21 protein-coding genes are annotated in these 26,849 nt (G+C 57.7%); 8 read left to right on the forward strand and 13 right to left on the reverse strand.

Annotation, left to right across the window (positions count from 1 at the left end; all coding sequences use genetic code 11):
* The first annotated feature begins 172 nt into the window (after positions 1-172).
* From L6439_RS22320 to L6439_RS22350, 7 genes are all read left to right on the forward strand, one after another.
* Positions 173-613, forward strand: a complete 441-nt coding sequence (locus L6439_RS22320; RefSeq protein ID WP_168178370.1) for a DUF2621 domain-containing protein — start codon at positions 173-175, stop codon at positions 611-613.
* A 38-nt stretch (positions 614-651) separates the two neighbouring features.
* Positions 652-1,557 carry a TIGR01777 family oxidoreductase gene (locus tag L6439_RS22325; RefSeq protein ID WP_213470828.1) on the forward strand — a complete coding sequence of 302 codons (906 nt, stop codon included), beginning with the start codon at positions 652-654 and terminating at the stop codon, positions 1,555-1,557.
* Between the two features lie 310 nt (positions 1,558-1,867).
* The gene (locus L6439_RS22330) at positions 1,868-3,577 is read left to right on the forward strand and encodes an ABC transporter substrate-binding protein (RefSeq protein ID WP_213470830.1); all 1,710 of its coding nucleotides are present in this window, start codon (positions 1,868-1,870) and stop codon (positions 3,575-3,577) included.
* 80 nt (positions 3,578-3,657) lie between these two features.
* Positions 3,658-4,611 (forward strand): ABC transporter permease, encoded by a 954-nt coding sequence (locus L6439_RS22335; protein WP_168178330.1) that lies wholly within the window; start codon positions 3,658-3,660, stop codon positions 4,609-4,611.
* 31 nt (positions 4,612-4,642) lie between these two features.
* Entirely contained in the window at positions 4,643-5,560 is a 918-nt protein-coding gene (gene opp4C, locus L6439_RS22340; protein ID WP_237096949.1) for an oligopeptide ABC transporter permease, read from the forward strand.
* Between the two features lie 14 nt (positions 5,561-5,574).
* Entirely contained in the window at positions 5,575-6,573 is a 999-nt protein-coding gene (locus L6439_RS22345) for an ABC transporter ATP-binding protein (RefSeq protein WP_213470834.1), read from the forward strand.
* Entirely contained in the window at positions 6,554-7,519 is a 966-nt protein-coding gene (locus L6439_RS22350; protein WP_213470836.1) for an ABC transporter ATP-binding protein, read from the forward strand. Before L6439_RS22345 ends, L6439_RS22350 begins: the two co-directional genes overlap by 20 nt.
* A gap of 402 nt (positions 7,520-7,921) precedes the next feature.
* Here the strand turns inward: L6439_RS22350 and L6439_RS22355 are convergent, their stop codons facing one another.
* The 13 genes from L6439_RS22355 to L6439_RS22415 form a co-directional block, all read right to left on the reverse strand.
* Complete coding sequence (locus tag L6439_RS22355; protein ID WP_237096595.1) at positions 7,922-9,658, reverse strand: DUF6382 and FHA domain-containing protein; 1,737 nt, start codon at positions 9,656-9,658, stop codon at positions 7,922-7,924.
* Between the two features lie 78 nt (positions 9,659-9,736).
* Positions 9,737-10,258 carry an A24 family peptidase gene (locus tag L6439_RS22360; RefSeq protein WP_213470839.1) on the reverse strand — a complete coding sequence of 174 codons (522 nt, stop codon included), beginning with the start codon at positions 10,256-10,258 and terminating at the stop codon, positions 9,737-9,739.
* A gap of 50 nt (positions 10,259-10,308) precedes the next feature.
* Positions 10,309-11,202, reverse strand: coding sequence for an AAA family ATPase (locus L6439_RS22365; protein ID WP_237096596.1), 894 nt, complete (start codon positions 11,200-11,202; stop codon positions 10,309-10,311).
* Positions 11,203-11,389: 187 nt separating this feature from the next.
* A complete protein-coding gene (locus tag L6439_RS22370; protein WP_213470841.1) occupies positions 11,390-13,642 on the reverse strand; it encodes a TadE/TadG family type IV pilus assembly protein in 2,253 nt (750 codons plus the stop codon).
* Between the two features lie 19 nt (positions 13,643-13,661).
* The gene (locus tag L6439_RS22375; RefSeq protein ID WP_168178335.1) at positions 13,662-14,360 is read right to left on the reverse strand and encodes a pilus assembly protein; all 699 of its coding nucleotides are present in this window, start codon (positions 14,358-14,360) and stop codon (positions 13,662-13,664) included.
* A 26-nt stretch (positions 14,361-14,386) separates the two neighbouring features.
* A complete protein-coding gene (locus L6439_RS22380; protein WP_213470843.1) occupies positions 14,387-14,572 on the reverse strand; it encodes a Flp1 family type IVb pilin in 186 nt (61 codons plus the stop codon).
* Between the two features lie 95 nt (positions 14,573-14,667).
* Positions 14,668-15,549 (reverse strand): type II secretion system F family protein, encoded by an 882-nt coding sequence (locus L6439_RS22385; RefSeq protein ID WP_237096597.1) that lies wholly within the window; start codon positions 15,547-15,549, stop codon positions 14,668-14,670.
* 41 nt (positions 15,550-15,590) lie between these two features.
* Positions 15,591-16,364 (reverse strand): type II secretion system F family protein, encoded by a 774-nt coding sequence (locus tag L6439_RS22390; protein WP_213470844.1) that lies wholly within the window; start codon positions 16,362-16,364, stop codon positions 15,591-15,593.
* Positions 16,309-17,637: a TadA family conjugal transfer-associated ATPase gene (locus tag L6439_RS22395; protein ID WP_237096598.1), complete on the reverse strand. Its 1,329-nt coding sequence runs from the start codon at positions 17,635-17,637 to the stop codon at positions 16,309-16,311. Before L6439_RS22395 ends, L6439_RS22390 begins: the two co-directional genes overlap by 56 nt.
* The gene (locus L6439_RS22400) at positions 17,634-18,773 is read right to left on the reverse strand and encodes a nucleotide-binding protein (protein ID WP_168178338.1); all 1,140 of its coding nucleotides are present in this window, start codon (positions 18,771-18,773) and stop codon (positions 17,634-17,636) included. The genes L6439_RS22395 and L6439_RS22400 overlap by 4 nt, the downstream gene beginning before the upstream one ends.
* Positions 18,774-19,012: 239 nt before the next feature.
* Positions 19,013-21,103: a methyl-accepting chemotaxis protein gene (locus L6439_RS22405; protein ID WP_237096599.1), complete on the reverse strand. Its 2,091-nt coding sequence runs from the start codon at positions 21,101-21,103 to the stop codon at positions 19,013-19,015.
* Between the two features lie 480 nt (positions 21,104-21,583).
* A complete protein-coding gene (locus tag L6439_RS22410) occupies positions 21,584-23,077 on the reverse strand; it encodes a potassium/proton antiporter (RefSeq protein ID WP_168178340.1) in 1,494 nt (497 codons plus the stop codon).
* Between the two features lie 186 nt (positions 23,078-23,263).
* On the reverse strand, positions 23,264-25,165 hold the full coding sequence (locus L6439_RS22415) for a heavy metal translocating P-type ATPase (RefSeq protein WP_213470848.1): 1,902 nt from the start codon (positions 25,163-25,165) through the stop codon (positions 23,264-23,266).
* Between the two features lie 323 nt (positions 25,166-25,488).
* Between L6439_RS22415 and L6439_RS22420 the strand changes: the two genes are divergently transcribed.
* Complete coding sequence (locus tag L6439_RS22420; RefSeq protein WP_213470850.1) at positions 25,489-26,826, forward strand: Nramp family divalent metal transporter; 1,338 nt, start codon at positions 25,489-25,491, stop codon at positions 26,824-26,826.
* The last annotated feature ends 23 nt before the right edge of the window (positions 26,827-26,849 follow it).

Genomic DNA, 26,849 nt, shown 5'->3' on the forward strand with positions numbered 1-26,849 from the left:
TACAAGGATTATCGAAATAAATCTAGGAATGCGGTATAATTTCTATAGCTTATCATTTATGTTCATATAAGGCCGATTTCGGTATAAAGCTTCGGAAAAATACGCGCAAAAAGCGAATTTTGATCATCCGGTGAGGTGAAATGGAGTGCGTTCCTTCTTCTATTTACCATTCATGGCCGAGGGGCCTAACAAGTGGTTCATGAATTCGATCGCGTTTTGGACTTTCGTTCTTCTTGGGCTGATGGCGATCGGCGGGTTTTTCATGTTCCGCAAGTTTCTCAAAGTGCTGCCGAAGAGCGACGGCATGTCCAAGCTCGACTGGCAAAATTACTGGGTGGAGCGAAGCCGGGAGATGTGGACCGAGGATACGAAGGCATTCCTGGACATGCTGGTAGCCCCGGTTCCGAAGCCGTTCCGCGATATCGCGCGCCACTCCATCGCCGCCAAGATCGGTGAGGTCGCCATTGAGAGCGGCGCCGCGGAAGTAACCCGCGAGCACTGCATCAAGGGTTATATCATGGCGACGCCCAAGCGGGATTACCGCAGCCTTGTCCGCTACCTGGACAAAAACAACATCGACTACAGTCCATACCGGCATCTGTTGAACAAATAGCCGTCCGCTGGCAGGGCAGCGTTCGAGGGGGGATTGGATTGAAAATCATGATTAGCGGCGGGACCGGACTAATCGGGAAAGCGCTGTACAGAGCATGGCTGGAGCAAGGACACGAGGTTATTATTTTGTCGCGCTCCGGCACGAAGCTGCGGGCGAAGAAGACGCACCCGCATGTGCATGTCGTCAGTTGGTCCGAGCTGGAGAATCATCCCCCAAGCTGCCGCGGCGCCGACGTGGTGGTCAATCTGGCCGGCGAGACGATCAGCCAGCGGTGGACGGTGACGGCGAAGAACCGGATCGTCGCTTCGCGCATCGTGCCTGCCCGCAGGCTCGCGGAATGGGCGGAGCAGCAGCCGCGCAAGCTCCCCTTGCTCATCAATGCCTCCGGCAGCTCGGGATACGGTTCGTCCGAGACCGAGGTCTTTGACGAAAAAAGCCCGCTTGCGGGACAGGATTTTTTGTCGGATGTCATCCGGCAATGGGAGGCCGCGGCTGACGCGATTCCCGCCGAACGCCGCGTCAAGCTCCGCATCGCTCCCGTGCTCTCCAATGACGGCGGCGTCTTTCCTCTCATGAGATTGCCCTACAAGCTCGGCTTCGGCGGCAGAGTCGGCAGCGGCCGTCAGCCCTTCTCCTGGATTCATATCGATGATATGGTGCGGCTGATCGATTATGCCGTGCAGGAACCTGCCCTGTCCGGTCCCGTCAATGCCAGCGCCCCGGAGGCGGTGACGAACGATGAATTCGGCCGGAAGCTGGGAGCCGTCTATCGCCGTCCCCACTGGTTCCCTGCGCCCGCCTGGGCGATCAAGCTGGCGCTCGGCGAGATGTCGATGCTGATATTGGAAGGACAACGCGTCTATCCCGCCGCCGCCTTGAACGCCGGGTTCGCCTTCCGTTACGGGAAGCTGGGTGACGCGCTGCGTGCGCTCCGGGACGAGTAGGCGCAGTCTCTTTAACTTCCGGGAATCCGCGTTCTTCTATCACAGCAATCTATGCAGCAGTGCAGCGGTACGCTAAATTGAGCGCCAACGCGAGATGGCATGCCGCGCCTTTGTCGCATGGCTGACGGTGCCTGTCCTTATGACAGACGCCGTTTTTTGCGTTTGCGGCTTCTCTGCTCCCTTTTGGGCCTTTGCTTCTTTTCCCCAAAATGAAATCAACTTTTAATGTTGACTTATCCGATCGGATTAATTAAAATTTGGCTTACATTTCAATGATTTTCCATCTCATCGTCCAGGAGGTAATTCATTCATGGCCAAATTGATCCGCACGCTCGTCCTGCTGTCCCTGCTCGGAGGCTTGGCCGCCGGCTGCGGAGACCAGCCCTCTGCCGCTTCCGGCCAGGAGTCTGCCGCCGCTGACGTCAGCACGAGCGTTGTACATTTGGGGACTGATCTCATTCCTGCTTCAGATATCAGCAAGCTGCCGGAAGCCGCCAAGAAGCGAAGCGGTACCTTTGTCGCCGGCCTGATCGAGCCAAGCGGGGCGTTCACGCCGCATTTCCACCAGAGCGGCTATGACGGCAATGTCGCGTCCGTCCTGTTCGCTCCGCTGGTCACCGTCGACAAAACGGGACTCCCTATTCCGCTGCTGGCAGAGAAGTGGGAGATATCTTCCGACCAGCTTACGTATACCTACAAGCTGCGCAAAGGCTTGAAGTTCAGCGACGGTTCGCCGCTGACCGCGGACGATGTCGCCTTTACGCTGACCATTCTGCATGACAAGGCCTATGACGGGGGCACGGACATTTTCCAGACTCATATCAAAGGCGGGCAGGCCTACAAGGAGGGCAAGACTGAGAAGATCGAAGGCATCCGGGTCATCGATCCGCTGACGATCGAGATTACGACGGAGCAGGTGAACGCGACCGCTCTGCTGACCCTTGGCGGGATGGTGCTGTCGAAGGCTTACTATGGCAAAGACTACGCGCCTGGCCACCTCGACTATATTCGCGGGCTGCACGCGAAGCCGGTGGGCGCAGGTCCCTACAAGCTGGAGAAGCATCTGCCGGGGCAGGAAATCCGGTTTATCGCGAACGAGTACTATTTTGCCGGGAAGCCGCAGGTCGAACGGTTCATTTATAAGACGACCGAGGGCGACACGTTCCAGTTCCTGGAGACGGGTGAACAGGACTTCGCTTCCTTCGCGGCGACACAAGATAATCTGGAGAAGCTGCAGCGGCTAGGCTTCGTCAATCTGCAATTGAATACCTCCAGCGCTTACGGCTATATCGCGTTCAATCACCACAAGGCTTATTTGCAGGATAAAAAGGTTCGCCAAGCGCTCATCTATGGACTGGATCGCAAGACGATCGTCGAGGGCGTGTCGCAGGGCTCCGCTCAAGTCGCCAATGTGCCTGTCTCTCCTACCTCCTGGGCCTATACGGAGGAGGGCATCAACCCGTACGACTATGATCCGGACAAAGCGAAGCAGCTGCTGGAGGAAGCGGGCTGGAAAGCCGGGGCGCAAGGCATCCGGGAAAAAGACGGGCAAAAGCTGGTCATCCGCTATCTGTCCTCCAAGAGCAAAAACAGCGATGCCTTCATTGCCATCGCCAAAGAAAATTATGAAGCGATCGGCATCCAATTCGAGCCGGAGCAGTTCGCCGACTTCAACGCGCTGCGGGCCAAGGTTGAGGGCGGAGATTACGATCTCGCCAGCTTCTCGACGCCGATGATCATTGATCCGGCATACGGCGTGGCCCATTTCGCCACGGAGGAGGCGGAAGGCTACTCCAATCCAGCCGTCGACAAGCTCATTCAGGAAGGGCTGGGAACATTGGACACCGAGAAGCGGAAGGAAATCTACAAAAAGCTGTATCAGGAGCTGAACGAGGATCCGCCGTACATCTTTTACAGCTATTCGAAGCTGCTCTACGCCTATAACGCCCGGATTCAGGGACTTGAGCCGAATCCGTACCGGGGGATCGCCACGAGTCTGCCGTCGATCCGGATCGAATAGCACTTCCTCCCGCCTGTGGCCATGGGAGCGCGCCGAAGCAGGCGGGCGGGGTTCATCTTTACTCAAAGGAGGCGCATCAATTGGGCACGTATTTGCTGAGAAGAACGCTGTATATGCTGCTTACGCTGCTGGGCGCATCCGTCCTTATTTTTGCGCTGTATGCGCTGACGCCGGGCGATTTCGTCGATAACGATATGAATCTGACCCAAGCCCGCAAGCTGGAATTGAAAGAAATGTACGGTCTGAACAAGCCGGTTATCGAACGTTATCTGATCTGGATGGGCAACGTGCTGAAAGGAAATTTTGGTTACTCCCTCCAGCACCAGCAGCCGATCACGACCTTGTTCAGCCAATATATTTGGAACTCCTTCCTGCTCGCGGCCGCTTCTACGTTCCTGACCTGGTTCATCGCCGTTATTATTGGCGTCCTCAGCGCCTATAAGCAATATTCCTGGTTCGATCGGATCGTGACGCTCGGCATCTTCGCCGCGATGTCCGTGCCGGTGTTCTTCATCGGGCTGTTCCTCATCAAGCTGCTGGCGGTCGATGCCAAGCTGCTTCCTCCGGGAGGCATGATTACGACCGGAAGCAATGCGAACGGGCTCGCTTATATTGCGGAGGTCGCGCACCATATGTTTCTGCCCGTCATGGTGATGACGCTGCTGGGGACCGGCGGGCTGACCCGATATTTCCGGACCCATATGCTGGAATCGATGAAGCAGGACTACGTGCGCACCGCGCGGGCCAAAGGAATGAGGGAGCGGGCGATTCTGTACCGCCACGCCTTGCGGAATGCGATGCTGCCCGCCATTACGCTCATCGGTTTCGAGCTGCCGGGGCTGTTCGGCGGTTCGCTGATATTGGAAAAAATCTTCAACTGGCCGGGTATCGGGCAGTTATACATGCAGTCGTTCACCATGCGGGACTATCCCTTGCTCATGGGATTCACGATGCTGATCGCGATCCTGACCGTGATCGGCACGTTGCTGTCCGACCTGCTGTATCGTGTCGCCGATCCGCGCGTTCGGCTGTAGGAAGGAGGAATCGATCATGACCAATTTATCGATGACAGGAAAATTATCGCGCCGGCGTTCCGTTGCCCAGCCAGCGGCGAGGCCCTCACTCTGGAGGCAGTCGCTCCAGCGGCTGCAGCGCAACAAGCTGGCGCTAAGCGGGTTGGCGGTCATTGCCTTCATGTTCGCGGCCTGCTTCATCGGGCCCCTCTTCTCGCCCTATGCGGCAGGCAAAGTGAATCTGGCCGTCATGAATCAGGCGCCCAGCGCAGCGCACTGGCTCGGGACCGATCATCTGGGCCGCGATGTGCTCACCCGCCTGCTGCAGGCCGGACGCATCTCATTGACAGTCGGGCTGGCCTCCATGGTGCTGTCGGTCCTCATCGGCACCGTCCTCGGCGCGATAGCGGGCTATTACCGCGGCGTGGCCGATCAACTGATTATGCGAACCGCGGATCTCCTGATGACCATTCCCGGCTTGCCGCTGCTGTTCATTATCGGGGCCATTCTGTCCGAATGGAAGGTGCCGACCGGGTACCGGCTCTACATCGTCATGCTAATGCTCAGCCTCGTCGGTTGGCCGGGGCTCGCCCGCCTCGTGCGCGGAGAGCTGCTCAGCCTGCGGGAAAGGGACTTCATGCAAGCAGCGGAAGCGCTCGGCCTGAACGACCGCCGCAAGCTGTTCCACCATCTGCTGCCGAACCTGTTCCCCCTGCTGATCGTCGTAGCGACGCTTAGCACGGGCGGGGCCATTCTGAGCGAATCGGTGCTCAGCTACTTCGGCCTTGGCGTCATGCCGCCCACCCCGACATGGGGCAATATGATCGATGCCGCGAATTCGATCATCGATTTCGAGAAGCGGCCTTGGCTCTGGATCCCGCCAGGATTGGCCATTTTCGTCACAGTCATGTCCATCAACATCTTCGGAGACGGCTTGCGGGACGCGCTCGATCCGAAGCAGAAGCGATAAACGGAGGGGAGCTCATGAATGCGCTGCTCGACATTCGAAATTTAAGCACTCATTTCTACACGGGAGAAGGCATCGTCAAAGCCGTCGATGATGTCAGCCTGCGCATCAAGGAAGGAGAGACGGTCTGCGTCGTCGGGGAATCGGGCTGCGGCAAAAGCGCAACCGCGATGTCGGTCATGGGGCTGCTCCCTGAGCCTTCCGGGCGCATCGTCTCCGGCGAAATCCGCTTCAACGGCCAGAATATCAGGCAGTGGAGCAAGGAGCAGCTCCGGCGGCTGCGCGGCAACGAGATCGCGATCGTCTTCCAGGAACCGATGTCGGCCATGAATCCGGTGCTCACCATCGGCAAGCAGATGACCGAACCGCTGCGGGAGCATCTTCATCTGAAGGAGCCCGCGGCCAGAACCAGAGCGGTCGAACTGCTCAATCTGGTCGGCATTCCCCGGGCTGAAGCCATCTTGAAGGCCTACCCGCATGAGCTGAGCGGCGGAATGCTGCAGCGCGTCATGATCGCGACAGCATTGGCATGCCAGCCCCGCCTTCTCATTGCCGACGAACCGACGACAGCTCTTGATGTCACCATCCAGGCGCAAATTCTTGAGATTTTGCATCAGGTGAAGGAAGAGATGCAGACGGCCATCCTGCTGATTACGCATGATCTCGGCATCGTGGCCGAGATGGCCGACTATGTCGTCGTCATGTACGCTGGAAAAATCGTGGAGGAAGCTTCGGTCGAGGAGCTGTTCGATCGCCCTCGGCACCCGTATACCCAAGGGCTCCTTCGATCCAAGCCGGTGCTGCATCAGCGGCGGAAGATGCTCTATTCCATACCGGGCCAGGTGCCCAACCCGCTGGAGCTGGGCTCGTCCTGCTACTTCTATGACCGCTGCGATCAGCGGACGGAAGCATGCCGGACGGCTCATCCCGAATTGCGCCGCACAGCGCCGGATCATCATGTGGCCTGCTGGCTGTGCGCCGAAGGAGAGGAACGCCATGAGCGAAGCGCTGATTGAAGTTCGCCGCTTGAAAAAATATTATCCCGTTCGCGCCGGCTTGTTCAACCGCACCGTCAACCACGTCAAGGCGGTCGATGATATCAGCTTCTCGATCTGCCCGGGCGAGACGTTCGGCCTCGTCGGCGAATCCGGCAGCGGCAAGAGCACGGCCGGGCGGGCGATCCTGCGGCTGACCGACAAGACCGCCGGCGAAGTCCGCTACCAGGGGACCGACCTCCATCGGTTGTCCCGTACGGATATGCGGCGGCTGCGCCCCGAGCTGCAGTTCATCTTCCAAGATCCTTACAGCTCGCTGAATCCGCGGATGCGCATCGGCGATGCGATCGGCGAGGCGCTGCTGCAGCACGGACTGGCCGCCAAGGAAGAGATCCGGGATCGGGTGGAGGACATCCTGTCCGTCTGCGGCATGTCGGCGTACCACTATGATCGGTACCCTCATGAATTTTCCGGGGGGCAGCGCCAGCGGGTCGGCATCGCCCGAGCCATCATCCTGCAGCCCCGCTTCATTGTCGCTGACGAACCGTTGTCCGCGCTGGACGTATCCATACAGGCGCAGATTATCAACCTGTTCCGCCAGCTGCAGGAAGAGAGAGGGCTCACCTACCTGTTCATCTCGCATGACTTGAGCGTCGTCGAGCATTTATGCACCCGGATCGGCGTCATGTACTTGGGATCGCTTGTCGAGCTTGCGCCCCGGGACGAACTGTTCCGCCAGCCTCTCCACCCGTATACCCAAGCGCTGCTCTCTGCCATCCCGATCCCCGACCCGAAGCGCAAGCGGTCGCGGATCGTGCTCCGCGGCGACATCCCGAGTCCGGTCAATCCCCCGTCCGGCTGCAAATTCCACACCCGCTGCCCGGTGGCCAAGGACATTTGCCGTCAGGAAGCTCCGCTCTTCCGGGAAGCGGGCAGCGGGCATTATGCCGCATGTCACCTCATCTGAGCAGACAGAGGGCCTGGGGAGAGGCTCCTTTCCCCTCTGCTGTCCTCTTGATACGGAAAACTAGGAAGAATGTCATCCAAATGGTGGATACTATATCAAGAAAGAGACCTGCTTTAGCTTAGAGTCATACCCCTATATATGCGATTCGAACTCGCCCTGACTACTATATATTGGCATCCATCCGTGCAATGCCGTATATCCCTCCTTGTCCACCTTTGTATAGACAAAAACGCCATTTGTCCATTATCGTTGTACAAAAAATTTATCTGCCCGTGGTAAGCAATTATATATCAGTTTATATGTTCATTACTCACTCCTTCGCATTCAATATGGCTTCACCCGCGCTCTTCAAGATGCTCTTATCCGCACTAAACCATTGTCCCGCATTACACCTGGCCAAGTTCAGCCATAAAACTGAAACACTGTGCCTCCCACAGAAAAGCGATCCCCGCTTTGCAAGGGGTACAGCTTATAGGGAATGATCGGCTCTCCCTCCAGTTCGGTTCCGTTGCGCGATCCGAGATCGCGGAGCGCGATTGCGCCGTCGTCGCCTTGAACCAGCTCGCAGTGGTGCTTCGAGACGCCTGCCCCGGCTTCACGCCACTGCACCCCTTGTTCCGAACGGCCTATCACGAAAGGGAAGGCCAGAGGAATTCGTTCAGCGGCAGCCGGCGCATCCTGCGGAATCCCCCTCCCTCCGGCTCCAGCGCTTCCGGCCAGCCCGATCAACCTCTGTAGATAAGGCGCGCCCCGCCCCCCTTCCCGGAAGTCCGTGCCGCTGCCGTGCCTTCGTTCAAGGACGACCGTCGCTTCGGATCCGGAACGGTCGAGCACGGATGTATGCATAGGCAGCTCAGCGTAGAAGGAATCCATCCGTGACCCATCAGGCGATGAATGCCGGTTCCACAAATCCTGCGGGATGCCATGATAGTTCCTTGAGTGGTTATCACGTTCGGCTAACGGGCCAACGGCATTTGTTACATGGAGGTGAACGCCTTGCGCCCCAGTCAGGCAAACGGCATCCGCCGCGGCCGATTCGCTCCCCGCCTGATGCTCCTGCTTCTGCCATTCCGGCCGCAGCAGTTCATCCCCGGAATGCCGGCCGGGGAAGGAAGCTTCCGGCCCTTCCTCCGAAGGAGAAGCGGCGCTCTCCCGGCGAGCGGGCATCCCCGGTACCCAGGCCGGCATGCCCGAGATCCAGGCGGCCCCCAAGGCAACGGCCCCGACACTGATTCCAGCCGAGATAAGCAGCGTGTTCAAGGCCGGATAGGCAAGATAGATATATCTCCAGGCCAGCGCGGACGTTACGATGGCGGCCCCTCCCGCCGCGAAATAGCTTTTGCCGGAGGCGGTTCTCTTGGTCTCCGGAACGGTCCCCTTATTCTCATTCACCTCTCGGAGCGTATTGGCTTCTCCCGGGACCGGGAGGCCTTCGCCAGTTTGCCAAGGTCCGAGGGCGGCAGACTCCTGATCAGAGCCGATCCATGGATTATCGCCCTCCAGCTTCATCGGCCAATCGTCGCCTGCTTTCCCCAAAGACAAGCCTCGCATCCCCTCGTTCCCTTCGGGAAGCCGTTGACTGACCGGGAGTTCCGCCCCTATTCCGCTTGTTCCGGCAATGAGAGCTTGAAGCAGCTTCCGCACCTCGGCAAGAGAATTGTCCTCCTGGGACAAGCATTGAACCAGCCGCTGGAATCCGTCACCATTCCATTGGGCAACATGGGTGGACAGCAGAATGCCCAGTCTGCGCAGACCATCCATTCCGGCCCGCGTCTGCAGCGGTCCCAGCAGCGGCAAGTAAGGGACATGCAATCCTCCGTCCCCGGCTTGTTCATCGACAAACACGCATTCCTCGTGCAGGAGCACATGATCCGGATGAAGCATATAAGCCCGGCAATCCTCCAAAATGCGGACCAGTTGCAGCATCCACTCCAAATATTGACTCGAAGTCATTCTCATGCTTCTTAGGGCCTGTTTAAGCATTCGTTTGCCGCTGATATCGTAGACAAAGGAGATCTCCAGATCGACTTCACGGATATCTAGGCGAAGGAAATGAGGCACCCGGTTATAGGCCAGCATCTTGGCTTGATGCGGATCCAGCGCATCGGATGGAACAGGATTGTCGCGGGTCAGCATCATGCCCATTCTTTCTTCCTGAATAAATTGAACCCGGTAACCGTAAATGAGAATCACGCTCCTTGCTGTTCGAATGGCCCATCACGCGGGAGATGCGACAGTCAAGTAAGCGGTCAGCGCTCCCGGCAGCACGGCCCACATGAAAGGAAAGGAAGCCTGCTTTCCCGCTTCCGCCTGAACGGGCCCCATGGAGCGCAGCAGCCAGCCGCTTATCCGCGCATACCGCCAACCGCGACTTCTCCCCCTGCGGCTGCCCATCATCATACATGCCGCAATAAGCCCGCCATACAAAATCGAATAGATAAAGATATGCCAAGTCAAATACATTCCGGTCAATGCGCCAATGGCGGCAAACAGCTTCACGTCACCGGCCCCGACAGCCTTGATGATGTACAAAAGGAGCATGACTCCGAACCCGCATCCCGCTCCGAGACCGCTGAAAGCAAGTCCCTGCCATCCATTCGCGGCACCGTGAATCATAAACCCGGCGGCAGCGGCAATCATCGTCAGCCGATTCGGTATTTTCTTACTCCGCACATCGGAAGCAAACGCGGCGAGCAGCAGCACCCCGCATATCCATATCGCACCGTTCACAGCACTCATCGCTTTCTCCTTTCTCTCATCCGCTTCCGTCCGTTTCCGGTTGGAGCCCGTTATTTTACTTCAAACTCACGTTCAGCGCTTCGCCCGTCTTCCGTCTTCACGGACAGCCGCCATGTTCCCGAGGTGGTATTGCCCGAGACATGCCATTCCCACGCAACGATGCCATCCGCATCCGCGGCTGCCCAGCCGACATGCCTCGCCTGACTCTTGCCGCTCTTGTAATAGACGACCAGTTCCACCCGTTCATGCGGCTCCGCCTTGGCGGTAAGCCTCGCTTTTCGGCCGGGAAGGAGCGGATCGGGCGTCAGCTCTACGAGGACCGGGGCCGCCTTATCCGGCGACCCGCTGCCCGAATCAGACGCAGCCGGTCCGTCGCCGACCCAGACCCGCTCCACGGCTCGCGCGGACAACGTCAGCGTCTTGTTCAGGAACGGAACACGCATCGGCAAGTCATAGGCCACCTCTATGGCGAAGTAAGGATCGGTCTTCTTATCCAGATCCGGCAGCTTCACATGTGTCACCCGAATCCGCTCCTCTCGCAGGACGCCTTGAACTCCATAGCGGACCAGCAATGGCTTGATAACCGTCTCGGCGAGGCGAGCCTGGCCCGCTTCCCCTGCCGCCTCCGCTTGCCGGGCAGCCCACTCCGTTCCGTCCTTCGCCCAGTCGCCGGCTGGCTTCGGCAGCTCGCTCCCGAATGAGCGGCCAAATTCCTGCACCGCCATCTTCATTCTCTGCGCCGGCGGCAGCCATGTGCCCGGCTTCTCTGAACGGGCTCCATCCGCATCGGCAGACTGGGCAGCGAGCAGACTGACAGGATACAAGTGAGCGGACACCTGCTTCACGGTATTCATGGCAGCGGACTGCAGAGACGTCGTGATGACGGCGGCGTGAATCATGAACACGAAAAACATGAACACGAGCAGGACCATCGGCAGGAGCAAAGCGGCTTCAACCGTGATGCTGCCGCCCCTGTCAATGGACAGGCTCCGAGACGGGATCCGGCCCGCTCTCCCCCAAAATGTCGGGTCCCTTCCGGATTTAGTTCCCGGGGCACTTCCCCTTTTAACCGGGTCCCTTTCGGATTTAGATCCCGGGATACTTGCGCATTTAACCGGGTCTCTTCCGCAATTAATAGGAGAACACGGAGCGCTTGACCGCGTAATAACATCCATTCTCAATCTCACCGTCCCATAGTCCGGCATGTCCTAAGAGCTTCATAAATCCCGGCAGGAACCAGAGCGGCGTGCTGAGGCGGACTTCCGTCTCGCCATGCGTCCCCCTCGCAGCCGGATCGATTCCGGTATGATAGTGAATCAGCGCCAGCATCCGCTTCAACATTCCCTCCCGGCTTCCATGAGCCAGCATGAACAGGCGAAGATGATCGGCATAGGTCAGCTTCACCGACGGTAAATAACGCGAAATCGGAATCTCATTCTTCGCAATGAGCTGCAGCATATCCTGAATCGCTTGCTGAATGCCGTACAGAATCGCTGAAGCCAAAACAAGCAGCGGATGTCCGAGCTTGCCGAATTCCACCAATCCTTCCATCGTGCGTACGGCGAGCCGCATCGAAAAAATCTCGCCATAGGCGGCCGCAATATTGCCGACCGGGTTGTGAAAGCCGTACACAATATACTCCAGCTCCTGGTTGCCAATCCCCAACGATTTCACGACCTCCTCACCCGCATCCTCTGCCTCCAGCAATGATTTCAATTGCAGCGGATCATAGGAGGTGAAATACGTATAGGCATATTCGTTCCGGTACAGACGATCGCGCAGCGATACTAAGCCGTCTGCCGCTTGATCATACAGCGCGGTGACGGAATCCATGGACTGCCTGCTCTCCTCGACGGCATCGTCTCCGACCGTTCGTTCCACAGGCATCTCGGACGCTGATTGGTTATAGGCATCAATCGCATCCGCCTTGCTGCGAATCTCATCGAAAGCAGCCTGGTGCTCCCGCAACTTGGTTTTCAGCCCAGACAGCGAAGAGAGCAAGTTTTTCGCTTTTTTCAGTTCCTTGTCCGCTTCCTGCTCTAACCGTTTGCGGTCCTTGTCCTTTCCTTGATGCTTGGTCATTGCCACCTCTCTCCGTTCAATATAGCTGCCGGCCGGCCGGATAAACTCAGAGTCATACGTGTCGTAAGCCTCGAACAGCTGTCTCGCCTCATTCTTCAATGTATAAGCGGAGATGGTGTATGCGGATAAGCTTTCCGCTAATTGCTGGAATGCGGAAGCGGCGTGATCGAGCTGCGACATGGCCGCTTGCTGGCGATCGATTTCTCCGCTCCATTCCTCGAAGAAAAAGTCAGGGATAACCACTTGCTCGGCGGAAGCATTGATTTCCTTGATGGCATCTTCAACCTGCTTGCCGTTATCCATCGTTCCCCCGCCCGGAATATCCGACTGGCCTATCCTGTCATATCCGGCATAGTGTCGGCTGGAGCGCACCTCTGCGATAACCCGCTTCATCTCTTCGTTCAGCGCCTTGGCTTCCTTCAGATGCGGTATGGCCTCGCGGAGCCAACGCTCATGATTCCCGCTATGCAGGGTGACGGCACGCCGCAGTCGCCATGCATGCTCGCGCGAATCCTTCTCGTAACGATCCGTATCGTACCGATACTGCGGCCCCTCATCTTCTCCCCTGCGGTCATCTTGGCGCTTCTTCTCTGCGTAATCGGCATACTGGGCTGCAATATCGGCTGCCGTTCGAATCGGGCCAACGGCACGATCCTCTATTATCTCGTTCCTATTACCCGCGATTCTCTTGCCGATCCCCGAGCGGTCCAGCGCATCGCGGGATTTTTTCTGCAGCTTCAAGACAGCCGACAGCTCCTTGTCCCTCCGATCAACCAGCTTCTGCAGCTTGGCGAGCAGCTCCGTCGTCTGGGCCGCTTCCTTCAACGCTCCCGACATCGGCTTCAGCTTGCCGGACAGCTCGAACACAAACTGCAACGGCGCTTTATATTTCATCTCCTCCAAAATCTGGCGTTCCATCTCGTCATAGTCCGCAAGCGGGCGGGTAACCAATGTCGAATGACTATCCAACAGCAGAGGAACCCATGGAAATACGCCTGTCGAGCGCAGCAGATTTTGCTCCTGCATGACATCCTCCAGGATTTGAGCCGGATCGGTCGCTCCGTATGCGAATAATTGATATCTCTCTTGCAGAGCGGGCTCATAAGCGGACATGACGGAGCGGATGCCTGCACGGGCCAGCGCCTCGGTCCGCCATTCGGCCGCCGCGATGCGGGCATAATCAATGAACACTGCAGTAAACAAGAACATGACAGCCACAATAAACACAAGCAATATCGACACCGATCCGTCCTTTGCCATAAAAATCCGCTTCGCCAATCGGTTCAGCCGATTGCGCTTCACAGGCAGCACTCCCCTCTGCTCAAGATGCCGGTTCCGAAGTCTGTCCAGCCGCTTGCTTCAAGATGCCTTCCGCTTCCTCTATTGGGACGCCTTGTCCCTTCCATTCCTTCAGCTTCGCTGCCATATACCGCGCGAACTCCACTGTGCGGATGAATTCTGCCGGCTCCACTACGGCCGATACGGCCTGTCCCTCGTTCGAGATCTCTCTTCCCGCAATGTTCCGGAACATCGCCTGATGGAAGGGCTTGTCCACAACCGCGGTAATTCTGCGGTCCAGCAGGCCATTCTCGTAGATCATCTTCCCGCGAAAGGCATCAGGCACGAGTCTGGCGGTCCGTATCAGCTTCCGTTCGGGCAGAGAGGCGCCGGCAGCGCCGGCAGGAAGCTTTACCATATGGTTCTCCCCGCCGAAGCCTATCCCGAGTACTTTGTCCAATATCCGATCGTCATTCAGGCGCCAATACAATCCATCCTGCTGCCCTGCTTCAAAAGCGCCGGTCACCGCCTCCCTGTGGCTGTTGTCCCAGAAGGCTGCCGTCCGTTCCACGGCCAGTGACGCGGCATGCGAACTCAGCACCGTCTGATAGATGAGGATGGCGAAGAACAGGATCGCCAGCGTACAGTAGAAAATGACGGGAAAGACAAGCGAAGCTTCCAACATCATCGAGCCTTCTTCCTCCTGAACGGAACGCAGCCAACGCCGCAGCTTTGGGCTCAAGCCACATCCTCCTTTCAAAGCGGCTTCTATTTAAAAATCTTGTCTGTTTCCTTTGTCGCTCTGGAGATCAAGTTTTCCAGGAACGCCGTAATTTGCTCTCTAAAGACAAGCGCCAACACCACGATCACCGCGATAATAATGACAATCTCCACCATGCCGAGCCCGTCTTCCTCTTTCCACAGCCGTTTAAAAAACAGTAAGTCTTTGTCCATGTCCGCTTCCTTCTTTCCGATCCCATTTTCTTTGTGATTATTTTCCTGAGTGTTTCCTGAATTATTTTTTCTTGATTATTTCGCCGCTTCATCTCCTACTTCATCAAAAGCAGGGCGGGAGCGCCCACGATGCCCAGGATGACCAGGAACATCAACATCATCGGAAAGACCAGCTTCGCCGACGCTTCCTCCCCTCTCCGGCGGGCCACCGCCTTGCGCTTCTCCCACAGCTGCCGGCCGACATCCTGCATCGCCAGCACGAATGTATCTCCGCCCCTGCGCTGATTGATCAGCACCGTCGTAACGAACATCGAAACCTCCGGAAGAGAACATCGCTTCGCGAATTGCTCCATTGCCTGCGCGAACGAATACCCGTTATGCACATCCTGCTGCATCCTGGCAAGCTCAGCGTAAAGCGGGTGGCTCCATTCCTCCCGCTTACGATCGGTGCAGATGGCCAGCGCCTTCGGCACCGTCTCTCCCGCCTGCACGAGCAAGGTCAGCTTGCCGATCAGCTCCGGCAGCTCCAATTGGAGGTCCTGCTTTTTCCGCTCCGCCCGGTTCAGCGTGTCCTTCACCTTGGCCAGCGGCAGAACGAAGGCAACCAGCATGCCGCCAACCAGATTCGTCACGCTCCCGTCCGTCAGCGCCGGCAGCAGCAAAGTCCCGCAGAGGCCCGTATACAGGTACAACGCCAGCTCGGCCAGCAGCACCCGGTACATCGTATGGCTCCGGGCCGGGCCGTGGATCTGCATCAACGCTTGGCGAACCGGAGACAGAGCCGGATGCGTATCGAGAACCGGTTGGACCCTCTCCAGCCAGCGCAGCGGCGCCGCGAGCCAGCGGACCGTCTTGATCCGGGGATTTATGCCGGCCAGCAGCGTCCCGTAACGCGGCTGATTCCTATGATTGAGCAGCAGGAACAGGAGAAGCAGTAAGGCGGATCCGCAAGCCCATATCCATGGCGGCAGCATCATGTCCCCATCACCTCATCCAAAAAAATGATGTAACCAGCGCGCTACACGCGGATATCCATCAGCTTGCGAATCAACCACGCGCCAAGCAGCAGAAGCAGCAGCGCCGCCGTGGCGATAACGCGGCCGACGCCTTCATACAGCGCCGCCATGAAATCCGGGGAAGCGAGATTAAGAAAGGCCAAAAACAGGAACGGAGCGGCCATCATCACTTTCATCTCCAACCGCTTCTGGGCGACAAGAACGTCAATCTCCTGCTTAATATCCATCTTCTCGCCAATGACGGAAGACGTTCTCCGCACGACCTCGATCAAATCTCCTCCCGTCCGCTTGCAGGTGACCAGCACGTCGGCGAAATTCGATATATCCTCCTGGGCGGCCCGGCGGCTCAAATCCATTACCGCCTGCTCGATCGGTTCCCCATTTTCCATCCGCATCGCAATAATTCGCAACTCTCGCTCCATCTCCACCTCGGTTCCCGGGTAGAGCAGCTTCAAATCGGCTATCGCCTCGCGGAACGCATTCTCCATAGAGCGTCCGGCTGACAACGACGAGGATAAGGAATAAAGTGCTTGCTTGAACTGCTGTGCAAGCCGGGTCCGCTTGCGCGCGAGCAGCGCTTGGCGGCGAATGCGGGTATAGCGCATTCCGGCGGCAGCCAACAGGAGCATCCCCAGCCAATGCTGATAGAACAAGTAACCGACGGCGGCCATGACAGCGGCTCCTGTACTCAGGGCCGCAATTTTCTCCCCGGGGTTCAACCTATACTCGCTGTATTGCGGCAGCCGCTGTTCCGCCGTCTCCGGCTGCTTCCTCATCGGTATTCACCTCCTTGTCCCACGGGAGCCGCAGCCCGGCCATCGCCAGCTTGCGCCGGTTCCGAAGCATATGATGCGGGGCAAGGCGCCCGGCCACATGCCCTTCTTCAGTGCGGGACTCCTCGAACCGGAACAAGGGCGCGAGGCGAACCTCCCCGTCATGCATGCCGATAACCTCCGAAATCTCCATCACCTTGCGCGAGCCGTCGCGAAGACGGGCCAGATGCACGATAATATCGATGGCTGAGGCGATCTGCCGCCGCACGACCTCGACGGGAAGATTCGCGCCGCTCAGCACCATCGTCTCCAGGCGGCTGAGCATATCGGCGGGTCCGTTGCTATGGCCTGTGGACAAGGATCCGTCATGGCCGGTATTCATCGCCTGCAGCATATCGAGCGCCTCCGGCCCCCGAACTTCCCCGACGATGATGCGGTCCGGTCGCATCCGCAGCGAGGCACGGATCAAATCCCGCATCGAGACGGCCCCCTTTCCTTCCGTATTGGGATTGCGTGTCTCCAGCGACACCAGATTCGGAACGGTGCGAATCTGGAGTTCGGCCGCATCCTCGATCGTAATGACTCGTTCCCGGGGAGGAATATACTGCGACAATGCATTCAGAAATGTCGTCTTGCCCGATCCAGTCCCCCCGCTGATAAAAATATTGAACCTGGCGGCGACCAGCGTCTGCAGAAGCAAAACGGCCTCCTCGTTCACCGCGCCCAACCGGATCAGGGCGTCCATCTTCATCGGCTCGGCCGGGAATTTGCGAATCGTGACCGTCGGCCCCTGGAGGGCGATCGGCGGCAGGACAACATGCACCCGCGAGCCGTCGGGAAGCCGGGCATCCACGATCGGGGACGATTCATTGACAACCCGGTTCACTTGGGACACGACCGCCTGGATGACATCCTCCAGCTTCTGCTCGTTCTCAAAGCCAATCTCCATCCGTTCGACCCGCCCCTTGCGCTCGATGAAGCACTCCCGATAACTGTTGATCATAATCTCCGTAATGTCCGGATCGTCGACCAACGGCTGGAGAGCGTCCAGGCCGCGGAACGAATAATAGACCCGCTTGACGATCTGCTCCAAGGCTTCCGACGTGAACTGCCCTGCTTGGGGGCTGGAGAACAGCGTCTGCTCAATTCTCCCCTTGAGCGCTTCATCCGGAATCGGGTCGCCCCATTCCAGGCTGTCGCGAACGCGTTGCCGGGTCCAGGCATACGCTTCATCCATCGCTTCCGGAACGGAAGGAACTGCCGCGCGCTCGTTCATGAGACTCCCCTTCCGGACGGCGGCCCATGAAGAAGCTGACGGTCGGCCCACTCGGCGATGGCAGATTGATAGACGGCCGACTTCAGCCACTGATCGATGCGGTGCATCTGCTTCCAGCCCGGAATATAGGGCAAATAACCGGTAACCGGCGCATCTCGGTGCATCCAGCGGTTCGCCATCATGCCCATATAGCGGTTTACGAGCAGCGCAAGTTTGCGAATCCGGGCGCGGACCGCCGCATCGGCGGAGCGTTCCCATTGCCGGAACAGAAGGTCCGTCTTGTGCACATGCGGCAAATCATCCTGCAGCAGCCAGATGATTCCATCCGCATCTTCCCACAGGGGAGCGAACGCCGGTTGGGAGAACCCTCCCTCCGCAATAACGAGGTCGTACCGCCCGCTCCGCCGAAGCAGCCGGAGCAGCCTTCGCATGAGCGGCCCGTCAATCCCTTCCCATTCCTTCATCCAATCGGCTGGAGCGAATATCTCCGCGCCTTCCATATCAGGAACGCTAAGGATATACGGTTCCAGCTCCAGGGGGTCTCCCGCCGGTTCCTTCCGCAGGTAATACAAAAGCCGCGCCAACGGAGTGAGCGACGCAAGCACCGGCGAAGCATGCAGAAGCGCATATTCCTGCACCGGGTCAACATTCAACAGCATGACTCGCTTCCCCTTGGCTGCCGCATGGCGGGCGAGATGAAGGGCTGCCGTCGTCTTGCCGGCCCCTCCCAGCGAGCTGACCCCGAGCAGCATGCAGGAGCGGCTGTCCGCCCGGAAGGCAGCGCCCCCGTATTCCGCCCGGCAGCGTTCAATCAAGGATTGGAACAACTGCGGAAGCGGCTGATACGGACTCTCTGACGCACAGACGAACGGCAATGCATCAAGCCGCTCCTCCGCCGACAATGCCGTAATCAAGATTCCATCCAACTCCTCCCCGTTCATCTCCCGCAGCACTTCCGGATCGGCGACGATCATATGGATGCCCGGCTTCAATCCCAGGTAACGGCGGAGCGTGTCCGCCTGAGTGAACACCCGGAGTTGAAGCTGTTCCGCATAATCGGACAGCTTCCAATATTCGGTCCATGCATCGAGCATTCGCTTGTGCGGATGAACGGCGACAATATCCCAAGCCTTCATCTCTCTTCCCCTCCTCTTCCGGCACGGATTCGCAAAACGCAAAAAGCACCGCCATCAAGCAGGACATGCGCTGCATGTCCCATCTGCTTGATGACGGTGCTTCCGTACCAACGTTCGTGTGAAGTTATTCCTAACATACCATAATCTTGCTGCCGTTGCAACCGGCTTTTTTGGATGCCCGCATCCTGGCTGCAAGAATGCGGGCATGCTGCAAGTGCGCACGGCACCTGCCTGTCCACTTAGTATTTGAACTGGGACAGCGTATCCTTCAGGTTGGTGGATACCTCCTCCAACTGCTGGGACAGCTCGACCAAGCGGTTGGAAATGTTCAATTGCTCGGTGCTGAGCGACGCCACCTCTTCCGAAGTAGCCGAGGCTTCTTCCGCAACCGCGCTTACGTTGCTCATTGCTTCGACGAGAATCGACTGCGCCTCGTTCAGGCGGTCGATCGAACCGGTGACATTGCCGAGATGCTCGATCATGCCGCCCATCTGCTGTTGAACCGTGCCGAAAATGGCATCCGTCTCCTGCACCGCTTCGGCTTGCTTCTGGAATATCGGGAACGCGGCGGACAGCGCCGCTACCGTCTCGGTAATCTCCGTCTCGATCCGCTCCGTAATCTGCCCGACGACATCGATCGATTGCCGCGATTGATCCGCGAGGTTCCGAATCTCGTCGGCCACCACCATGAAGCCTTTGCCGGCGGCTCCCGCCCGCGCCGCTTCGATAGTCGCGTTCAGAGACAAAATATTCGTCTGCTTCGTCATGTTATGGATCATTTCCAATACTTTGCGAATCGACCGCGTGCTCTCGCTTAATTGCTTGATCCGCTCCGCCAGCGAACGCATCATTTCTCCTGTCGATTCCGTTCTGGTCAAGAGCGAATTCATGTTGGATGCTCCCAATTCGCTGGACTGGGCAACCGCTTGAGCGGAGGTATCCATCTGCACATTCGCATCGATGACATGCTTCATGTGCGAAGCCATATTATGGGTCAAGTCATGCCCGCGCTCGGCCTCGACAGCCAGCGAGGTCGCGCCCTTGGCGATCTCTTCCGTCGCCACGGCAATCTCTTTCGCCGAGATCGCGGTCGAACGGGAAGCTTCCGACAGGGATTCCGCCGTGTCCAATACGGAGCGCGCGCTCGCCTCGGTGCTCTGAACGAGCGACGTAATCTGCTCCATCATCGTATTGAAGCCGGCAGACAGCTGCCCGATTTCGTCTTTGGTCTTCACGGTCGCCCGAACGGCCAGATTGCCTTGCGCCCCTTCATTCATCAGAGCGAGCAGCCTTACCATTGGCGTCGCTACCCATTGAATGACTAATCCCCCGAGAATAATGGCCAGCAGGGCCGCCCCGCCCATAGACAAGAACGTAACCAGGAGAATCGCGCCGGCGTCCTTGGTCAACTCCGTCACCGGCACGGCTCCGACAAGCGTCCAGCCATTCACCTTAATCTGATCATAGACGAGCATCATCTTGCCGTCCTGATCGGAATATACGATGGAGCTTCCGCTGAGCTTCTTCTGCCCTTCTTCCTTGACCGGCTGAAGCCATTCGGCAGCGGCCTGAGTCAGCAGCTTATCGTCCGGAGCATAAATATACTGCCCGCTCGGATTCAAAATTTGAATGCTGGAGCCGTCGCCGATATGAATGTCCCGCAACGAATTTTTCAGCGTGCGCTGCTTGATTTCCAAATAAATAATAAAGTTCGCCTCGCCCGAGTTCAGATCCCGCATCGGTCTCGCAATCCCGAATGTCGGCTCCGCGGCATCGCTCAGACCGCCCAGTTGCGTGCTGACCCATACCGATTGTCCGCTGCTGCTCTTCGCCTCCTGGAACCAATCGGCTTCCCACACTTTGTCAAGACCGCGGCGGACGCCCATGGCGGCGATCACCAGATCGGTCTTTTCCTTCGGAATCAAATATATATTTTCGATCTGATCATTGCTCATGCTGAAGGTCTGCAGCGTCTTCGAGATGCTGTCAATCGCCTGGATCATATCATAAGTGCCATCCTTGAGGCCTTTCAGCTTCGCCACCTGAGTCTTCAAGTTCGGATCGAACATAATCTGCATCGTCATATTGTTGAACTGCGTAAGCTGCATGTCCAACTTCTGGGATGCTTGAATCATCGTCTGGTAGCTGGATTCCGCCGAGCGATCTTCGATCGCATTCTTCGCTACCGAGTAAGAGAACATCCCGACGGCGAAGACGAACACAATAATGCTGATTACGAACACCAGGAAGAGCTTCGCCCCGACCGATCGGGCCGGACTTTTGAACACGGAGGACGAGACCATCTTCACCGTCTGTTTCACCGAATTCACAAAAGCGCGCTCTTTCCGCTGTTCCGCTTTTGCTTGGGGCGCTTTTTGCCCTGATGTCCTCTTTTTGTTTTTCTGTTGCTTCTCCTTCAATTGTTTCATCTCCTTGTCACAGTTGCGTTCTTAGCTGCGAATACGGCGATAGCGCTATCTCCGTTCGTGGCGATATTCAGATATTCATTCGAGACAAGCTCTGCGACTATGGTGCTTGCGAACCATATGGCTAGCGGCCGCCTGTTCATGCCGCATGCAGTTCCGCAGGTTGCCGTCCGGCTGCGCAAAGCACTGTCATGGTAAATAAGGGCACATAATATAAGTATCGGATCGTAGGTCCTATTTCACAATAGGATCAGGGAAAATTTCTCTGAGAATGTAGCACGCCCATGGAATTTTACCCAAAAAAAAGACCGCATACCTACGAGCTTGACGCAGATATCGGTCTATAGTTGTTTTTTGTCGATGCATGACGTATATCCTCTCGTACTATGGCGCCTCTCCGTCCGCTTCCCGGTTCGGGCCGGAGCAGTATCCCTCCTTGACCGGCTCGGTGAACATGCTGCGCACCGTATCCAGGTTTTTTTTGGCCACGAGCACATAAGCGACGTCGCCGGCCTGCAAGCGGGTATGCCCCCGGGGGGCCAGCATTTCTTCCCCGCGCACGATGGCGGTGATCAGCGTATCTTCCGGCAGCCCCAGTTGCTCCAGGGTGACGTTCTCGACACAGGTTCCCGGTTCAATTGACTTTTTGACCATATCCAGATTCGTCTTCCCGACCGAGACCAATTCGAGCCCTTGCGATATTCCCGCAGACGGATCCCCGGCCAACCCCAGCCTCCTCGCCAGAGGAGAAATGGTCGCTCCCTGCACCAACGCCGAGGTCAGGACGATAAAGAAGATGACATTGAAGAACAATTGCCCCTGCTCCAGCCCCGCGATCATCGGGTAGGTGGCGAGCACAATGGGCACGGCGCCTTTCAATCCCGCCCAGGCAATCAGCGTCTGCTCGCGCAGCGAGAAGCGCCCGAACAGCAAGCTCGCCGCCACCCCCAGCGGACGCGCGATCAGCATCAAAATCAGCGACAGCAGGATCGCCTGCCACATCACTTCAACCAGTTCCCCGGGAAAGACGAGAAGCCCTAGCAGAATGAACATCAAAATCTGCATCATCCAGGCGAAGCCTTCATTGAAGCGGGTAATCGTGAAGCGGTATTGCAAATCGGCGTTGCCCAGCACCAGCGCCATGACGTAGACGGCCAGGAACCCGCTGCCGTGCAGCATCGCGGCTCCGCTGTACGTCACGATAGCCAGTCCGATCGAGAGCACCGGATACAGTCCGGAGGTGTCCAGATGAATCCGGTTGACGAGCTGTATCGCCAACCAGCCAACGCCCAGCCCGAATAAGAGTCCGAATCCCATTTCCCACAGGAATGACAAAAACATGTAGAACAGATTCGCATTCGGCGTCTGGATCCACTCAATTAATGACACAGTGAGAAATACCGCCATTGGGTCGTTCGTGCCCGACTCCGCCTCCAATGTCGAGGACAGCTTGCGCTTGACCCGCTGGCTCCCCATGACCGCAAACACGGCCGCCGCGTCGGTGGAGCCGACAATCGCGCCGATGAGCAAACCTTCCTTCCAGGAGATATCGAGAATATAGGCCGCGCACAGGCCGAACACCAAGGCGGTTACGGCAACGCCGAGCGTAGCAAGCGAGACGGCTGCGCCGACCACGGGCCGCATTTGCTTCCAGCTTGTCTGCATCCCCCCTTCGAACAGAATCACAATCAGCGCCAATATTCCGAATAACTGCGTCAGCTTCGTATTATCGAAGTAGATGAACCGGTTCATGATCATGCCGACAGCGATGAACAGCACGAGCGAAGGAACGTTAAAGCGATTCGAAAACTTGGCGCTGACGACTCCGGCCAGCAGCAAAATGCCAAGCAGAAAGATAATCGTGTCGGTTGTCCACAATGTTTTTCACCTCCGCTGACACCGTATGGTCCGACTACAATACTAGGATACCCAATTTGGGGGAGGCGCAAATAAGCCGGAGTCTGCTAATGCATCTCCGGCTCTTCGTCTTGCTGATTCTATGCTATGTGAAATTATCGCTTTCATCATATGGATAGGAATCGAATCATTGCAGATAAATAAATGTTACGATCGAAGCAGGCGCAATCCGTTCAGGATGACGAGGATGGTGCTGCCTTCATGCCCGACGACGCCTAACGGAAGCGGTATTCCGAACAAGAAGTTGGCAGAGATGAGGGCCACGATTACGGCGCCGGCAAAAATAATATTCTGCTTGACGATGGTCTGGGTGCGTCTGCCGAGCGAAATGGCGTGCTCGATATTGCCCAGATCATCATTCATCAGCACCAAGTCGGCGGTCTCCAGCGCCGCATCGCTGCCCGCGGCCCCCATCGCAATGCCGACACTGGCCGCGGCAAGCGCGGGCGCATCGTTGACGCCGTCCCCCACCATCGCTACCGCTCCATACTCCGACCTCAGCTTTTTGACAATCGTCAGTTTGTCCTCAGGCATCAATTCGGCAAAGACGAGGCCGATTCCGGCCTCGGCCGCAATGGCCTGCGCCGTTCGCTCCTGATCCCCCGTAAGCATCGCCACCTGAATGCCGCTACGCTTCAATTGACGGACAATGGCAGGCGTCTCCGGGCGAATCCGATCCTGGAGCGCAATCAAGCCGACGACAGCGCCGTCCCGCTCGACCGCAATGACGGTCTTGCCTTCGCTCTGAAGCTCGGCGGTCCGGGCGAGAACCTCCGCATCGGCCCCGTTCAAAATAAAGGACGGCTTGCCAATGCGCCAGCGCGCGCCTTCCATCTCTGCCTCGATTCCAAGTCCCGACCGGGCTTGGAAATCCGCCGGCCGCGCCCATGCGGCTCCGCTGCCGTTCGGCCGAGCGCGCTCCGCTTCCAGAACGATCGCTTTGGCGATCGGATGGGTCGACAGCGTCTCCAGCGCCGCCGCCGCCTGAAGCAGCTCCGGGGCCTGCAGGCCGCCGCGCGGTTCCACGTCGGTTACCGTCAATCGGCCCTGCGTCAACGTTCCGGTCTTGTCGAACGCGATCACCCTCACCCGCGAGATATGATCGAGATAAGCGCCGCCCTTGAACAGCAAGCCTTTGCGGGCGCTGTTCGAGATGGCCGACAAGGTGGCCGGCATAATGGACGCGACGAGGGCGCAAGGGGAGGCCACGACGAGGAACACCATCGACCGGTAGAACGCAGCCTCCCATGTCTCGCCGAGAAGAAGCGGCGGAAGGAAGATCAGCAGGAGCGTAACCAGAATAATGACCCGCGCATAAATCCGCTCGAACTTCTCAATGAAGCGCTGCGACTTCGGCATCTCGCTCTGCGCTTCCTGGACGAGCCGAATAATCTTGGAAAACAGCGACGATTCGCTGGATTGAGTTACTTCCATATAGAGCGCGCCTTGGCCGTTCACCGTGCCTGCGAATACTTCATCGCCGGGGCCTTTGTCAACCGGCACGCTCTCCCCGGTAATCGAAGCTTGATCGACGGCCGAGCTTCCTTCCTGCACGAGCCCGTCCGCCGGAATGCGCTCTCCCGGCTTGACCAATACCGTCTCGCCGACTTGCAGCCGCTCCACCGGAACGATAACTTCCTGCCCGTCCCGGAGCACGATCGCTTGCTCCGGCTTCAATTCCATCAGGGCCGAAATGTCGCGCGAGCTCCGGTTCATCGTGAACGTCTCCAGCGCCCCGCTCAAGGCGAAGATGAAGATGAGAATCGCGCCTTCCGACCAGTACCCGATGCTGGCGGCGCCCAAGGCCGCGGCGATCATCAACAGATTGACATCCAGATCCTTGTCCCGGATGAGCGTAACCAGCCCATCCTTCAGCTTCAGCCAGCCTCCCATCACATAGGAGAGCGCAAAAAACGCGATTGCCAGCGTCTCCGAGACATAGCCGGCGATAAACGCCAAAGCGATAAAGCAGGCGCTTCCGGCCGCAGCCAGCGCCTCGCCGTATTTATCCATCCATTCCGTAAATGATTGCTTGCTGTTGCTTTTCATTCGTAACACACCCTCTTCACTGATAATGACTATCGTTGTTATTCCCCTAAAAATGCGACATGCTGTTCCCTATCAGGGAACAGCATGGTATTGAGAATGAGATTAGTTTTCACTGGGGCTATTTTTTTTGAAGAGAGTAATTACTTCAATTTTTATTATAGTACTCTTTTGTCAAAATGTGAATCCTAACCATCCGGAAAAATGCTGCCTTGATACAATGCGGCCGGGCAGGGTAATAATATCCTATAATATGACGGGAAACAGGAAGCCGTGCAGTCTGGCTGCGCAAAGGGAAGAAAGGAAGGAAAGAAGGGGGAGCCGAGATGGGCAAGAGAACGAAATCCTCCGGCAGCGGCTGGCGCCATGAGCGAACGGAGCCAACGCTGGCCGAATCCTATAAATCGATGCCCGTGCCGGCAAAAGGATCCCGGTTCCGCAAATTTTTAGCGTTTGTCGGGCCCGGGTATATGGTCGCCGTCGGCTATATGGATCCTGGCAATTGGGCGACCGATATTGCGGGAGGCTCCCGCTTCAATTATACGCTGCTGTCCGTCGTGCTGCTCTCCAATCTGATGGCGGTGCTGCTGCAATCCCTGTCCGCCCGGCTCGGCATCGCGACCGGACGGGATCTGGCCCAGGCTTGCCATGATCATTACAGCAAGCCGGTGAATTTCGTCCTGTGGGTATTATGCGAGTTGGCCATAGCCGCCTGCGATCTGGCCGAAATCATCGGCTCCGCGATCGCGCTTAAGCTGCTGTTCGGCCTGCCGCTGTTGATCGGGGTCATCATTACCTCTCTCGATATATTTATCGTCTTGATGCTCCAGCACAAAGGCTTCCGCTACATCGAATCCATCGTCGTCGCGCTATTTCTGATTATTTTGGCCTGTTTCGGCGTCGAGCTGTTCCTCTCCCGGCCGGATATTCGGGAAGTCGCGCAGGGGTTCATTCCGAGCCCGGAAATTATCCGGAATCCGGAGATGCTATATATCGCCCTTGGCATTTTGGGAGCGACGGTCATGCCCCATAATCTGTACCTGCATTCCTCGATCGTGCAGACGCGCAACTTCGAAGACTCGCTTGCCGGCAAGAAGCAGGCGATCCGCTTCGCCACGCTCGATTCGACCATCGCCTTGATGCTGGCTATGTTCGTGAACGCCGCGATTCTCATGCTGGCCGCTTCGACCTTCTACCGCACCGGACATACCGAGATCGCGGAGATTGAAGATGCGTATCAAATGCTGGCGCCGCTCCTGGGCACGGGGATGGCCAGCATCCTGTTCGCCGTCGCCCTGCTCGCCTCCGGCCAGAATTCGACCTTGACGGGCACGCTTGCCGGACAGATCGTGATGGAGGGCTTCCTGAACATTCGCTTGAAACCGTGGGTCCGGCGCCTCATTACACGGCTGATCGCGATTATTCCCGCGATAGCGGTCATCTCCATCTACGGGGAGAAGAGCACCGGCGAGCTGCTGATTCTCAGCCAGGTCATCTTGTCTCTGCAATTGTCGTTCGCCGTTTTTCCGCTTCTTCGCTTTACCGGAGACCCACGCAAGATGGGCCCCTTCGCCAGTCCTCGCTGGATGCAGGCGCTTGCGTGGATTGCCGGAACCATCATCGCCGTGCTCAATCTGTATCTGCTGGCCGTTACGTTGGCATAAAATAAAGGCCGGTTCCTGCCCCG

Origin of the sequence: Paenibacillus dendritiformis (assembly GCF_021654795.1) — a bacterium.
GTDB lineage: Bacteria > Bacillota > Bacilli > Paenibacillales > Paenibacillaceae > Paenibacillus_B.